Source organism: Micromonospora olivasterospora (assembly GCF_007830265.1).
GTDB lineage: Bacteria > Actinomycetota > Actinomycetes > Mycobacteriales > Micromonosporaceae > Micromonospora > Micromonospora olivasterospora.
In genome coordinates this window covers 5,442,697-5,456,550 of record NZ_VLKE01000001.1, presented here as the reverse complement: position 1 = coordinate 5,456,550, position 13,854 = coordinate 5,442,697, and the positions used below count along the sequence as shown (strand labels likewise).

At 76.9% G+C, this 13,854-nt stretch carries 9 protein-coding genes and 2 pseudogenes; 4 read left to right on the top strand and 7 right to left on the bottom strand.

Annotated features, from left to right (window positions below; translation table 11 throughout):
• Nucleotides 1-34: 34 nt before the first annotated feature.
• The 3 genes from JD77_RS25020 to JD77_RS25010 form a co-directional block, all read right to left on the bottom strand.
• On the bottom strand, nucleotides 35-2,005 hold the full coding sequence (locus JD77_RS25020; RefSeq protein WP_145776427.1) for an APC family permease: 1,971 nt from the start codon (nucleotides 2,003-2,005) through the stop codon (nucleotides 35-37).
• Nucleotides 2,006-2,293: 288 nt separating this feature from the next.
• The gene (locus JD77_RS25015) at nucleotides 2,294-3,064 is read right to left on the bottom strand and encodes a DUF5995 family protein (RefSeq protein ID WP_145776426.1); all 771 of its coding nucleotides are present in this window, start codon (nucleotides 3,062-3,064) and stop codon (nucleotides 2,294-2,296) included.
• A gap of 113 nt (nucleotides 3,065-3,177) precedes the next feature.
• Nucleotides 3,178-6,135 carry a helix-turn-helix transcriptional regulator gene (locus JD77_RS25010; RefSeq protein WP_145776425.1) on the bottom strand — a complete coding sequence of 986 codons (2,958 nt, stop codon included), beginning with the start codon at nucleotides 6,133-6,135 and terminating at the stop codon, nucleotides 3,178-3,180.
• A gap of 188 nt (nucleotides 6,136-6,323) precedes the next feature.
• Between JD77_RS25010 and JD77_RS25005 the strand changes: the two genes are divergently transcribed.
• Nucleotides 6,324-7,814, top strand: a complete 1,491-nt coding sequence (locus JD77_RS25005; RefSeq protein ID WP_246140928.1) for an adenylate/guanylate cyclase domain-containing protein — start codon at nucleotides 6,324-6,326, stop codon at nucleotides 7,812-7,814.
• The gene (locus JD77_RS34100; RefSeq protein WP_246140927.1) at nucleotides 7,703-8,326 is read left to right on the top strand and encodes a hypothetical protein; all 624 of its coding nucleotides are present in this window, start codon (nucleotides 7,703-7,705) and stop codon (nucleotides 8,324-8,326) included. Before JD77_RS25005 ends, JD77_RS34100 begins: the two co-directional genes overlap by 112 nt.
• A 94-nt stretch (nucleotides 8,327-8,420) precedes the next feature.
• Here the strand turns inward: JD77_RS34100 and JD77_RS34095 are convergent, their stop codons facing one another.
• Nucleotides 8,421-8,786, bottom strand: coding sequence for a dienelactone hydrolase family protein (locus JD77_RS34095; RefSeq protein ID WP_246140925.1), 366 nt, complete (start codon nucleotides 8,784-8,786; stop codon nucleotides 8,421-8,423).
• A gap of 707 nt (nucleotides 8,787-9,493) precedes the next feature.
• On the opposite strand from JD77_RS34095, the pseudogene JD77_RS24990 reads away from it, so the two are divergent.
• Nucleotides 9,494-10,006: pseudogene (locus tag JD77_RS24990) on the top strand (FluC/FEX family fluoride channel); the annotation flags it as partial.
• A 46-nt stretch (nucleotides 10,007-10,052) separates the two neighbouring features.
• Nucleotides 10,053-10,415, top strand: a complete 363-nt coding sequence (gene crcB, locus JD77_RS24985) for a fluoride efflux transporter CrcB (protein ID WP_145776424.1) — start codon at nucleotides 10,053-10,055, stop codon at nucleotides 10,413-10,415.
• 46 nt (nucleotides 10,416-10,461) lie between these two features.
• On the opposite strand, the pseudogene cobA reads toward crcB, so the two are convergent.
• From cobA to JD77_RS24970, 3 genes and pseudogenes are all read right to left on the bottom strand, one after another.
• Nucleotides 10,462-12,158, bottom strand: a pseudogene (cobA, locus tag JD77_RS24980) (uroporphyrinogen-III C-methyltransferase).
• Nucleotides 12,155-12,751 (bottom strand): precorrin-8X methylmutase, encoded by a 597-nt coding sequence (locus JD77_RS24975; protein ID WP_145776423.1) that lies wholly within the window; start codon nucleotides 12,749-12,751, stop codon nucleotides 12,155-12,157. The pseudogene cobA and the gene JD77_RS24975 overlap by 4 nt, the downstream one beginning before the upstream one ends.
• The gene (locus JD77_RS24970) at nucleotides 12,748-13,800 is read right to left on the bottom strand and encodes a HoxN/HupN/NixA family nickel/cobalt transporter (RefSeq protein ID WP_425463597.1); all 1,053 of its coding nucleotides are present in this window, start codon (nucleotides 13,798-13,800) and stop codon (nucleotides 12,748-12,750) included. Before JD77_RS24970 ends, JD77_RS24975 begins: the two co-directional genes overlap by 4 nt.
• Nucleotides 13,801-13,854: the final 54 nt, after the last annotated feature.

The following is a 13,854-nucleotide window of genomic DNA, read 5'->3' as shown; positions in this document are numbered from 1 at the left end:
CCAGGAATCTGCCCCCTCAGGGGGGCAGAGGAAGTCAACCGCCCACGTGGATGCCGGGGCGGCGGGCCCGATCCGGCTCGGACTTGCGGATGATCTCCCGCACCACGGGCGGCGTGTCCCCCCGCCCCAGGATGAGGTACCGCAGCAGGTGGGCGATCGGGTTGCCCTCCGACCACTCGAAGTGGGCGTGCGGCCGGACCTGGGTGGCGTCGCGCAGCGCCAGCAGGATCGCGGCGATGGCGTTCGGCACCGCCGGGCTGCTCGCCCGCAGCACCCGGTACCCGTCGACCTCGACCCCGTACACCCGCAGCACCCGGCTGAACTCCGACGGGTCCACCACGTCGACCTCCAGGAACAGCACGTCCGCCGCGCCCGGCACCGGGTTCACGCCCCGCTGCGTGACCTCCTTGTCCCGGTACTCCTCCACCCCGCCGCTCTGCCGCTTGTTGGCGATCAGGTGCAACTGGCCGTCGTGGGCCAGGGAGTCGGCGACGAACCGGCGGGCCGCCTCGTCGAACTCGATCCGCTCGGCCCGCAGCTCCGTGGTGCGCGACACCCGGGAGACCAGCGACACGACGACGATGCCGAGGACGAACAGGGCGGAGATGGCGATCCCGTCCGGCTTCTCGACCACGTTCTCGAACAGCGCGTACCCCAGGACGGCGGTGAGCGCCGTGAAGCCGGCGGACGCGACCCGCTGCCCGCGGCGCGCCGCCGAGATGGCCACCGCCACCGCGCCGGAGACCATCATCGCCAGGATGCCCGTGGCGTACGCGCCGGCCTGGGCGTTGACGTCGGCGCCGAACGCCACGGTGATGGCGACGCTGACCGCGGTGTAGACGAGGACGACGGGTCGCACCGCCCGGCCCCACTCCGGCGCCATCCCGTACGACGGCAGGTAGCGCGGCACGATGTTGATCAGACCGGCCATCGCCGACGCCCCGGCGAACCACAGGATCAGCACGCTGCTGATGTCGTAGACGGTGCCGAAGCCCTCGCCCAGGTACTCGTGCGCCAGGAAGGCCAGCGCCCGGCCCTGGGCCTGCCCGCCCGGGCCGAACTCGTGCGGCGGGATGAGCACGGTGGTCACGAAGGTCGTCGTGACCAGGTACACCGACATGATCAGCGCGGCGGTGGCCAGCAGCCTGCGGGTGTTGCGGATGCGGGCCGCCAGCCGGGCCTCCCGATCCGTCCCCTGCCCGGCGACCAGCGGCATCATGCTGACGCCGGTCTCGAAGCCGGAGAGGCCGAGCACCAGCAGCGGGAACGCCAGCACGGCCTGGCTGACCCCGTGGGCGAGCCCGGAGCCGGCGGGGACCAGCGCGTTCCGCCAGGCGGCGAGCACACCCGGGTTCCCGAGGACGTGGGCCAGGCCGGCGACGACCACCACCGCGTTCAGCGCCAGGAACACCGCCACCAGCGGGATGGCCACGCCGACCGCCTCGCGGAACCCGATCAGGAACACCCCGCCGAGGACGAGCAGCAGCCCGACCGTGAACGCGACCGCCACCGACCTGCCGTGCAGCGCGTCCGGCAGGTACGGGTTCTCCAGCAGGTGCACGGTCGCGTCCGCCGCCGACAGGGTGATCGTGATGATCCACGAGGTGGCCACGAAACCGAGCAGGACGAGGACGAAGATCTTGCCCCGCCAGAACGGCAGCAGCCGCTCCAGCATCGCCACCGACCCCTGCCCGTGCGGGCTCTCCCGGGCCACCCGCCGGTACATCGGCAGCATCCCGAACAGGGTCAGCGCCACGATCAGCAGCGTCGCCAGCGGGGACAGCGCGCCGGCCGCGACGATCGCGATCCCGGGCAGGTACGACAGGGTGGAGAAGTAGTCGACGCCGGTCAGGCACATCACCTGCCACCAGGCGTGCGCCCTGGCCTCGGTCTCCCGGGTCTCCGGCCCGATCGGCTGCACCTGGTGCTGGAACAGCCAGCGGCGCAACGGCCCCGGGGGCGGGCCGGGCCGGTGGTGGCAGTCGACGCACGCCGGGACCGTCACCGGGCCACGGTGGGGGCGGTCGCTGTGCGCCGGGTCCCGAATCTGGCGCAGACTGCCGCTCGGGCCGGCTCGATCCCGCTGTCCCCGCGTCCGCCCCGGCTGCGCCTCGTCCCGCCGCTCCGCCATGCCGCGCCACCCTTCACGCCCTGACCCGACCGTAGGCGGAACCCGCGGGGTTCCCCTGCCGAACGGGCGAAGCGGCGGCGGCACGCCCGGGCCGGAGCAGCGGGCGGGCGGGGGGACGTCCCCGCGCTCCCCCCCTGGCAGCGCGGGGACCCCCCGTCCCGGCTACTGCAGGAACGCCCCGAGGGGCGACAGCAGCAGCCGGCCGAGCGCGGCGGCGGTCCCGTCAAGCCGTACGCGCTCACACTCGCGGGCCTCCGGATCGTGCCGGCAGCGCCAGATCTTCTGGGCGTTGCGCCAGGCGACGTTCCGGGTGTACTCCACCAGCTCCCCCTGGTACCAGTCGTCGATGTCACCGTTCAGCATGTCGATCATGAGCTGCCAGTTGTCCAGGTACCCGCGGCGCAGCCCGGGGATCCGCTCGGCGAAGATCCGGTTGATCTCCAGGTAGTCGCGGTGCTGCTCGCCGCCGTCGACCGGCTCGGATTCCAGGCTGTCGAACGTGGTGACCAGCGCGAACGGCAGGTCGTAGTTGATGTGCGCGTTGACGCCGGCGGCGGCTGACGGCAGCGGCCGGGCGTCCGGGCCGTGCATCCGCTCGAAGAGGCAGGACCAGGCCTGCGGTGTGCTCGGGCTGGAGTCGGTCCAGTAGCGCAGCGCGTCGAAGTACCGGGTGGCGAACTCGACGTCGAGCCGGGCGAGGAACACGGGGTCGGAGAAGCGGTCGTCGTAGAGGCCGTCCAGCACGCTGCTGGTGATCGTCAGGTAGAGCTTGTTGAAGTCGGCCAGCGGGCAGCTCTCCTCGAGCGGCGGCAGCCGTACCAGCAGGTCCTGGAGCTTGGTGAGGTGGTCGACCACCGCGGGCACGTCCGCCGGGTGGTCGGCGAGCAGGCCGACGACGTCCTCGTGTACGGGGCTCCAGACCGGTTCGCCCATGTCTCCTCCACTGTGGTCCCGCGGCACCCCCGTGCCGCCGGCGACGGTGCCCAGCCTCCCAGCCGGGCGCCACCACCGGATCAGTAGAACGACGTATTGGTGTCCCCCGCGCGCTACGCGGCGCCGCTGCGCAGGTAGATCGCGCTGGCCTGCACCCGGGTGCGGACCTGGAGCTTGTCGAAGATGTGTGAGACGTGCACGCCGATCGTCCGCTCGCTGATGAACAGCCGCTGGCCGATCTCCCTGTTGGTCAGCCCCTCGGCGACCGCGGCGAGCACCTCCCGCTCGCGGGCGGTCAGCACGGCCAGCTCGTCGTCGGCGGGACGGGCGCCCGGGGCGGAGCGCGAGCCGGCCGGCCGGCCGGGCTCCTCCAGCGGCACCCGCGCCCGGCCCGCGAGGGTACGGATCTCGCTGCTCAACGGCACCGCGCCCAGCCCCTGCGCCATCCGGTACGCCTGGCGCAGCAGCCTGCCCGCGGTGGCCGTGCGGCTGCGCCGGGCCAGCAGCGCCTCGGCCTGCCGCAGCCGCGAGTACGCCGCCGGGTACGGGTGGTTGCGCCGGTCCCACTCGGCCACCGAGCGGGCCCACAGCGCCGGGTCGCTGCCGTCCAGGCGGCTGACCTCGGCGTCGCACAGCGCGAGGAACCCGTCGACCACGTCGCGCACGGGGCGGGCGGCGTGCTCGCTCCTGCGGGCCACCCGCTCGGCGGCCCCCCGCAGCCGGCGGACCGCCGTCTCGTCGACCGGCACGGTGCGGGAGGCGTGCGCCTCCGCCTCGGCGCGCAGACCGTGCCAGACCAGCGCGGCGAGGATCCCCATGTCGTCGGAACGGCTCTCGGTCAGGCCCCGCTGCACCGCCTGTCGGGCGAGGTCGTGCCGGCCCTGCCACATGGCCAGACCGGCCCGCAGGGTCAGCAGCGGGATGACGTGCCGGGCGCCGCCGCCGGCCAGCACCGTGGCCACCGCCTCCAGGTCCCGGTCGGCGGCGGCGACGTCGCCGTACCCGACCGACAGCCGGCAGCGGGCCAGCAGCAGCTCGACGGCGTCCGCGCCCGAGGGGCGGTGCCGCAGCGCCGCCGCGACCACCTTCTCCGCCTCCGCCCACTGCCCCACCCGGAACAGCCCGTTGGTGGCGATGGCCAGCAGCCGGGTCTCGTACGTGCGGCCCAGCCCCAGCTCGGCGACCCGCTCGGCGCCCCGCCGGGCCACCACCACCCCCTCCTCCAGGATGTTCAGCGGCCCGGTCAGCAGCTCCGCCAGGTGCAGGTACGCGCACGCCACGTCCTCGGGTCGGCCCGCCCGTTCGGCGGTGTCCAGGGCGCGGCGCATGACGGCCAGCCCGGCGTCCGGGTCCTCCAGGTACGCCTCGCTGAAGCCCAGCGCCGCGCTGGCCAGCACCACCTCCGAGACGGAGTCCGGCACGTCGGCGGCCAGCCGCAGGGCCTGCCGGGCCAGGTCGCCGGCGTCGGCGTACCGGCCGAGGTGCAGCAGCAGCTCGGCCAGGCGGGCGGCGGCGGTGGCCCGCTGCGCGGGCGTGCAGTCTGCGGCGGCCAGGGCCAGGCGGTACTCGGCCTCGGCCGGGGCGGAGCGCCCGGCGGCGGCGAGGTAGCGGGCCCGGCGGATGTGCAGCGGGCAGGCCGGCGGCGCGTCCTCGGCGGCGGCCAGCTCCTCCAGCAGGGCCAGCGCCCGGGCGTGCTCGCCGCAGTGGTGGGCCGCCTCGGCGGCGTGGCGCAGCAGCTCCCCGCGGTCGACGACGCTGCTCGCCGGCCCGCGGACGCCGTCCGGTGACGGGCCGCTCGTCGACGGCGCCGCGCCACGCGCCCCGGCCTCGGCCAGCTGAAGGGCCACGGACCAGTGCCGGTGCGCCTCGGCGAAGCCGTGCAGCCGCGCCGCCTCCCGGGCGGCGGCCATCGCCGCGGGCAGCGCCCGGGCCGGCTCCCCGGCGAGGCGCCAGTGGTGGGCCAGCCGGGCGTGGTGCAGCTCCGCCGGGGCGGAGGTCAGCGCCTCGGCGTAGCGGCGGTGCAGGGCGGACCGCTCGGCGGGCAGCAGCTCGTGGGCGAGCACCTCGGCGACCAACCGGTGCCGCAGCCGGTAGCCGTCGTCGTCGCCGACGAGGAGCCGGTGCGCCACCGCGCCCCGTACCGCGTCGATCAGCTCCCGTTCCGGCAGCCCGGTCACCTCCGCCAGCAGCCAGTGCGCGACGGGCTCCACCCCCGCCGCGACCGCGTGCACCACCGCGTGCGCGGGCTGCGGCAGCGCGTCCACCCGGGCCAGGAAGACCTCACGCACGGTGTCGGACAGCCCCTCCCGACCGTCGCGCAGGTCCCGGGCCAGCTCCTCGACCACGAACGGGTTGCCGCCGCTGCGCTGCCACACGGACTCCGCCGCCTCCGGTGCGAGCGGCGCGCCGACGATCGCGGCGGCGAGTTGTTCGGTGTCGGCCCGGCCCAGCGGCGCCAGGTCCAGCACCCGTACCGAGCGCAGCCGGCGCAGCTCGGTCAGCACCCGACGCAGCGGGTGCGCCCCCTGCAACGACTCGGCCCGCACGGCCGCCAGCACCGACAGCTGGAGGTCGCCGAGGCCGGCGAGCAGGTAGAGCAGCAACTGCCGGGTGCTGCGGTCGACCCACTGCAGGTCGTCCAGGACGAGCACGAGCGGGCGGCCCTCGGCGATCAGGTGCAGCCCGCGGGACACCCGCTCCAGCAACGCGCCGGCCCCGTCGGGGCCGGCCGTCTCGTCGCCGAACATCCGCAGCAGCCCGCGCACCGCGGACGAGGTGCGGGCGTTGGCGGCGGTCAGCTCGGCGTCGAACCGGCGCAGGGCCGCGAGCAGGGGGTGCAGCGGGGAGGCGTCCCCGATGTCGAGGCACGCCCCGGTCAGCACGAGGGCGCCGGAGCCCCGCAGCGCCTCGCCGACCTCGCGCAGCAGCCGGGTCTTACCCACCCCGCTCTCGCCGGTGACGAAGACGGCCGACGTCTGCCCGGACCCGCCGCCGTCGAGCAGCGCGGAACGCAGCGCCGCCACCTGGTCGGCACGGCCGACGAGCGGCGCGGCGTCCACATCGCTGACCATGCCACGCAGCGTAGTCAAAGGTCCCCGCCGGTTTCACGGGTGCGGGCGGGCTCCGGTACTCCTCGCGTCGACAATGCGACGAAAGGGTTGCGGGTGGCCGACATACGTCGTTCTGCCGATCCCCCGTCGGCCCGGGGGTGGGAGTCTCCTGTGGTCGTCGGACACCAAACGGGGGGAAGGGCGGGGCGATGCCGATGTCCAGGGTGCTCACGGTCTCCCAGCACACCGCGCCGGTGAGCTGGCCGGTGCCGGAGGAACGGCGCACGGTCAGCGTCCTCTTCGCCGACATCGTCGGCTCGACCGCGCTGGTCGAGCGGCTCGACCCCGAGGACGTCCGGGCCCTGCAACGGGTCTACTTCGGCACCGTGTCGGCGGTGCTGGCCCGCTGGGGCGGGGTGGTGGAGAAGTACGTCGGCGACGCCGTGATGGCCCTGTTCGGGGCCCGCGAGTCGGACGGCTTCGACGCGTACCGGGCGGTGCGGGCCGGGCTGGAGATCCAGCGCGAGCTGGACCGGCGGGCGCTGCCCGGGGTGGCGAGCCTGCGGGTCCGCGTCGGGGTGGCCAGCGGCGAGGCCCTCGTCGACGTCGCGGCAGTCGGCGACGGCGGACACGGCACGGCCAGCGGCGCGGTGATCACCGCCGCCGCGCGACTGCAGGAGCACGGCCCGCCCGGCGCGGTCGTCGTCTGCGCGGCCACCCGCCGCGCCACCGCCGGCCTGCTCGACTGCCGCCCGCTCGCCCCGCCGGCCGCCACGGGCAGGCCGCTGCCGGTGGACGCCGCCGTGGCCACGGGCCTGGCCCGCCCGGAGCCGGCCCGGCATGCCGGCCGGCTGGTCGGCCGCCGCCGCGAGCTGGCCACCGCGGCCGAGCAGCTCGCCCGGGCGGTACGCGAGGGTAGCCCCCGCTGGGTGTCGCTCGTCGGGCCGGGCGGCAGCGGGCGCAGCCGCCTGCTGCACGAGCTGCGCCGGACGGTCGAGGTGCTGGACTCCAGGCCGGTACGGTGGTGCGTCGCGGCCTGCCCGCCGTACCCCGAGCGACCCCTGGAGCCCGCGGCGGACCTGCTGCGCGCGTTCGCCGGCCTGCACGGCGACGACGCGCCGGCGACCGTACGCACGCGGCTGCTGGCGGCGCTCGACGGCCTGGTCCCGCCCCGGCGGGTGGCGCCCACGGCCGTCGCGCTCGAGGGGCTGCTGGACGGGTCGTTCCCGGCCGGCGCGGTTGCCTGGCAGCGGGTGCTGCTGGAGCTGGCCGCGCGGCAGCCGGTGGTGGTGGCGGTGGACGACGTGGACCGGGCCGCCCCGGCGCTGACCCGGTTCCTGCGCACCCTGTTCACGGCGGCCACGGCGCGGCGGGTGCCGCTGTCGGTGGTGACGACGCACCGCCCGGAGTGGGCCGACACCCGCCCCGACCCGGACGGCCGGCGCGCCGACGTGCCGCTGCCGCCGCTGACCCGCGTGGTGACCGGCCGGCTGCTGCGGCGGCTGCTGCGCCGGGCGGGGCGGCCGGCGGCGCTGACCGAGCGGCTGCTGCCCTGGTCGGCGGGCTGCCCGGGCACGTCGAGGCGTACGTGCGGGCGCTCGACGACGGGACCGACCCGGCGGCGGGCCTGCCCGAGCCGGTGCGCCGGGCCGCCGCCGCCCGGCTGGACGCCCGGGACGGCGTGGAGCGGGCCGTGCTGATGGTGGCCTCCGCGCTGGGCCCGGCGGCGGGCGCGGCCACGGTCGACCGGGCGCTCGGCTGGGCGTCGGGGCGGGCCGACGGGGTGCTACGGCGGCTGGCGGCGCTCGGCCTGCTGCGCCCGGCGGGGGGCGGGTACGACGTCGCCGACCCGGCCCTGCGGCGCGCCGCGGCGGACCGGCTGCCGCGGGCGCTCCGCGCCGACCTCGCCGGGCTGGCCCGGCTGGGGCCGATCACCGGGACGGCCCGCCCGGACACCCGCCCCACGCCGTGGCGACCCCCCGTGTCGCCGGCATCGCGCGGCCCGGGCAGCCCGGACCCCGCGTCGGCATCGCACGGCCCGGGCGGCCCGGGCGGCCCGGACCCCGCGTCGGCACCACCCGGTCGCGGCAGGCCGGACACCACCACGTCGCCGACATCGCCCGGTCGTGGTGGTGCCGACACCACCACGTCGCCGACATCGCCCGGTCGGGGCGGTGCCGCCCCGGTGCCCCCGTTGGCCGTGGCGGCGTAGCAGGCTGGGGACGACGCTGACCACACCGAGGGTCACCCCGCCGATGAGCAGTGGCGCGCCGCACGTCTCGGCCCCGCCGGGGCACGGGCAGGGGTCAGCGGCCGTCGAGGAAGGCGAGCACCCGCTCCCAGGTCAGCTCCGCGGCGGCGGCGTCGTAGTCGGGGATGTCGGGGTCGGTGTAGAGGTGGCCGGGCCCCGGGTAGCGGAAGACCGTCAGGTCCGCGCCGGCGGCGGTCATCGCCCGCTGCCACGCGTCCACCTCCTCCTGCGGCTCGTACTCGTCGGGGTCGGCGAGGTGCAGCTGCACCGGCAGGCCCGGGCGGACGGCCTGCGGGCCCCCGGCGATGCCGTGCAGCAGGAGCAGGCCCGCGGCGTCGGGCCGCTCGGCGAGCAGCTCGGCGGCCACCGCGCAGCCGAACGAGAAGCCGGCCAGCACCGCGCCGGGCGGCAGGTCGGCCACCGCCGCCGCGCCCGGGCCAGCACCGTGTCCCGGCCGATCCTGTCGAGCAGGGCGAAGCCGTCGTCGACGGTGCCGGCGGCGGGCTCCCCGTAGAGGTCGGGCGCGACGACCTCGTGCCCGGCGGCACGGAGCCGGTCGGCGGCCGCCAGCACGGCCGGGCGCAGCCCGTAGACGGAGTGGAACAGCGCGACGTGACTCATCCGGCCATCCTGCCCCGGGCATACGACATCTCCGCCACGGCCCTGCCCACCGCCGGCCCGGGCGGGTCAGCAGAGCGCCTCCAGCCGGGGCACCAGGTCGGCCGGGCCGGCCGCCGCGCGGTACGCCTCCGGAGCCGCCCTGTCCTGGTCGGACTGGCGGGAACGGGCCGGCGCCGACCCGGTACTGGGCCCGTTGGTGCGGCGCCGCGCGGAGATCTACCCGAGCGGGCACAGTCCCGAGTGGAGCCCGCCGGTGTCCTGGCACCTCGACGCCCTGGCCGCCGCCGGTTTCGCCGAGGTCGGCACCCTGTGGCGCGGCGGCGCCGACGCCGCGGTCGTGGCGGTCCGCTGACCCACCCGGAACCGGATGCACACTGCCCGGGGGGTGGGAGGGTGCGGGGATCGGAGGCGGGGGCGGTCGGGGGGGGCGGGGGTAGGCTGAGGTGGGGTGGAGACGGGACGAGCCGTACGGTAGGCCGTCCCGGACCGGCGATCGCGGCGGTGGCGGTGGGAGGACAGGTGACCGGAGGGGCGCCGCGCCGGGTCGATCCCGACGTCGATCTGCGCGTACCCGGGGACCGGGTCGAGCTGCGGGCACACCCGGCGACCGTGCTCGGCGTCGTCGCGGCCGGTGGCGTGCTCGGCGCGCTCGCCCGCGCGGGGCTTCAGGCGGCCCTGCCGCACCACCCGGCCGGCTTCCCGTGGGCGACGTTCTCCGTCAACGTGACGGGCTGCCTGCTGATCGGGGCGCTCATGGCCCTGGTCGCCGCCGGGCGCACCCGCCCGCTCACCCGGCCGTTCCTCGGCGTCGGGGTGCTCGGCGGCTTCACCACCTTCTCGACGTACGTGGTGGACGCCCGGCAGGCGGTGGCCGCCGGGGCGCCGGGCATCGCGCTGGCCTACCTTGTCACGACCCTGGTCGGGGCGCTGGTCGCGGTCTGGCTCGGCGACGCCGCGGCCGGCCGGCTACTCGCCCGCGCCGGCGGGAACGACGCGGGGGCGCGACCGCCCGAACCACGCCCGGCCCGCCGCCCCGCCGTCGGCCGACCGGGCCGGGCGGCGCGCCGTGACCGTCCTGCTCGTCGTCCTCGGCGCGGCCGTCGGGGCGCCGCTGCGGTACCTCACCGACCGGGCGGTGCAGGCCCGGTACGGCTCGTCCTTTCCGTGGGGCACGCTGACCGTCAACGTGGTCGGGTCGCTGGTGCTCGGCGCCCTGGTCGGGGCGCCCGCCGGGCCGGCGGTCGGCGCGCTGCTCGGCACGGGTTTCTGCGGCGCGCTGACGACGTACTCGACGTTCGGCTACGAGACGCTGCGGCTGGCCCGCGACGGCGCCCGCCGGTGGGCCCTGGCCAACGCGCTGGGCAGCGTGCTCGCCGGTCTCGCCGCGGCGTCCGCCGGCTACGCGCTGGCTCGCGCCCTGTTCGGCTGAGAGGCGGAGGAGGGGCCCCGCACGTGACAGGGGACCCCTCCTCTCCTCAGTCCAGCGCGGCCACCGGGCCGATCACGAACACCGCCGGGGGCCGGACGCCCACCCCGGCGGCCAGCGCGCCGACCTCGTCGAGCCGGGACGGCAGCGCCCGCTGGGTCGGGTGCCCGGCGTCCTCGACGATCACGGCCGGGGTGTCCGGCGCCCGGCCGTGCTCGACCAGCGCGGCGGCGATCTTGTCGATCGTGTCGACCGCCATGAGCAGCACGAGGGTGCCCCGCGCGCGGCCCAGCGCGGCCCAGTCGACCAGGGACTGCGGGTGCCCCGGCGGCAGGTGCCCGGAGGCGACCGTGAACTCGTGCGCCACGCCCCGGTGGGTCACCGGGACGCCGGCCAGGGCGGGCGCCGCGACGGCGCTGGTCACCCCGGGGACGACGACGGTCTCCACCCCGGCCGCCGCGCACGCCTGCACCTCCTCGTGCCCGCGGCCGAAGACGTACGGGTCGCCGCCCTTGAGCCGTACCACCCGCCGGCCGGCGCGGGCGTGCCGGACGAGGGTGTCGTTGATGGCGTCCTGCCCCATCGACGGACCCCGGGGCACCTTCGCCGCGTCCACCACCAGCACTCCGGGGCGCAGCCCGTCGAGCAGGCCGCGCGGGGCGAGCCGGTCGGTCACCACCACGTCCGCCGCGTCCAGCATGGCCCTGCCCCGTACCGTGATCAGGTCGTCGGGGCCGGGCCCGCCGCCGACGACGGCGACCTGCCCCGGGCGCAGCACCGGCTCGTGGTCGGGCCCGTGGTGGTGGTCGTGGGCGTGCGAATGCCCGCCGTGGTCGTGCTGGTGGGCGTCGCCGTCGTGGTGGTGGGCGTGGCCGCCGACCGGATCGTCGGGGTGGTCGTGCGGGGTCTGCGGCCGGCCGACCTTGTCGAGGAAGCCGGGGAGCGCCACCCGGTACGCGCAGGTGTCGCAGTTCATCCGGATGTCCCCGCGCAGCGCCTCGGCGTGCCGGAGCAGCACCAGGTCGGCGAGGGCGTCGCAGTCGCCGATCAGACCGGCGACCCGCACGTCCAGGTCGGGATGGGCGGCGGCGAACTCCGCCGACTGGGCGGCGATCCGGTCCGGCAGCACCCCGGCGAACAGGAAGTACGGGCGACGACGATCCGGCGGGCGCCCAGCCGGCGCAGCCGGTCCAGCACGGCCGGCACCGACGGCTCGGCGAGCGAGATGAAGCCCGCCTCCACCCCGGCGTAGCCGCGCCCCTCCCACAGCAGCCGCGCCACCTTGACGACCTCGGCGTTGGCGTCCGGGTCGGTGGAACCGCGGCCGATCAGCGCCACCCACGTCCCCGCCCGGTCGTCGCCCGCCAGCGCGTCGTCGATGCGCTGCTCCAGGGACTCGTGCAGCAGCGGGTGGGGGCCGAGCGGCCGGCCGAAGGCGTACGTCAGCCCCGGCTGGCGGGCCCGCTCCCGGGCCAGCGCGGCGGGGATGTCGCCCTTGCCGTGGCCGGCGGCGGCGAGGACGAGGGGCAGGGCCACCAGCCGACGCCGTCCCCGCTCGACGAGCGCGCCGACCGCGTCGGTCAGCGGCGGGCGGGACAGCTCGATGAACCCGCCCTCGACGTCGTCGAAGGCGGCGCGTCGGCGGATGCGCTCGACCAGCGCGAGGAACTGGTCGACCCCGGCCTCGCTGCGGGTGCCGTGCCCCACCAGCAGCAGCGGGGTCCGGGGATCCGGGGCCGGGTTCATGGCGACTCCTCCAGGTAGAGCAGGGCGTTGACAGCGGCGGCGGCGACGGCGGAGCCGCCCTTCTCGCCGACGTTGGAGACCGCGGGCAGGCCGCTGGCCCGCAGCGCGGCCTTGGATTCGGCGGCGCCGACGAACCCGACGGGCAGGCCGACGGCCAGCGCCGGCCGGACATCCAGGGCGATCAGCTCGAACAGCGCGGTGGGCGCGCAGCCGACCACCCAGACCGCGCCGGGGCCCACCCGGTCGTACGCCAGCCGGACGGCCGCCGCCGAGCGGGTTATCTCCGCCTCGCGGGCCAGCGCGGCGGCGGCCGGCTCGGCGATCGGGCAGACCAGGTCCAGGCCGGTGCGGGTGATCCCGGCGGCGACCATCGCCACGTCGGTGACCACGGGCGCGCCGGCGCGCAGCGCGGCCAGCCCGCCGGCGAGGGCCGCCTCGTCGCAGACCAGGTCGGTCACGTAGTCGAGGTCGGCGCTGGCGTGCACCACCCGCTCGGTGACGGCGCGGGTCAGCGGCGGCAGGCCGGACAGGTCGACCCGGGAGCGCAGGATCGCGTACGACTCCTGCTCGATGGGGTGCACCACCCGGCTCACCGGCGCTCCCCCGCCACGCCGACGCCGTCCGCGCCGGTCTCGCCGCCGGAGGCACCGGCGGCGGCCGGGCCGGCCGGGCCGTAGCGGCGGTCGTAGCCGCGCAGCTTCCACAGCGCGACCGCGCCCGCCCAGGCGAGGGCGAACACCGCGACGACGGCGTAGCCGAGCTGCTCGAAGTGGTCGGCGACCGCCGCGTATCCGGCGAGGGCGGACACCCCCAGGTGGTCGACCAGCAGGCCCGCCAGGTAGACGCTGGCCACCAGCGCGCCGACCAGCACCGTGACCGCGGTGGTGGCCAGGTTGTAGTACAGCCGCCGGGCGGGCTGCCGGTACGCCCACGAGTACGCCCGGCTCATCAGCAGGCTGTCGGCGGTGTCCATCGCGGACATCCCGGCGGCGAACAGCAGCGGCAGGGTGAGCAGGGCCAGCACGGGCAGCCCGCCCGCGGCGGCGGTGCTGGCGGACAGGGCGAGCAGGGTCACCTCGCTGGCCGTCTCCAGGCCGAGGCCGAACAGGAAGCCGACGGGCGCCATGTGCCACGAGGAGCGGACCAGGGAGCGGGCCCGGGAGCCGAGCACCCGCTGCATGAGCCCCCGGTTGAGCAGCTGGAGGTCCAGCTCCCGCTCGTCGAGGTCGCCGTGGCGCAGCCGCCGCCACAGCCGGGCCAGGCCGGCCAGCACCACGGCGTTGAGCGCGGCGACCAGGGCCAGGAACAGCGTGGCGGTGACGATCGCGACGGTCGCACCCACCTCCCGTGCCCGCTCGAGGCCCGGCCCGGTGAGGTTGGCCGAGGCCAACCCGACCACCAGGGCGAGCAGCAGCACCACCGCGCTGTGCCCGAGGGCGAAGAAGAAGCCGACGCCGACCGGCCGGCGCCCCCGCAGCAGCATCAGCCGGGTCGTGTCGTCGATCGCGGCGATGTGGTCGGCGTCGAAGGCGTGCCGCACCCCGAGCGTGTACGCCAGGACGCCCGCCCCGGCCAGGCCGCCGGCCGCCGCGGGCTGGCCGTTCCAGTACAGGTACAGGCTCCAGCCGGCGACGTGCAGCACGGCGACGGCGAGCACGATGCCGCCGAGGCGTAACCGCTCGGCGCGGCTCCACCG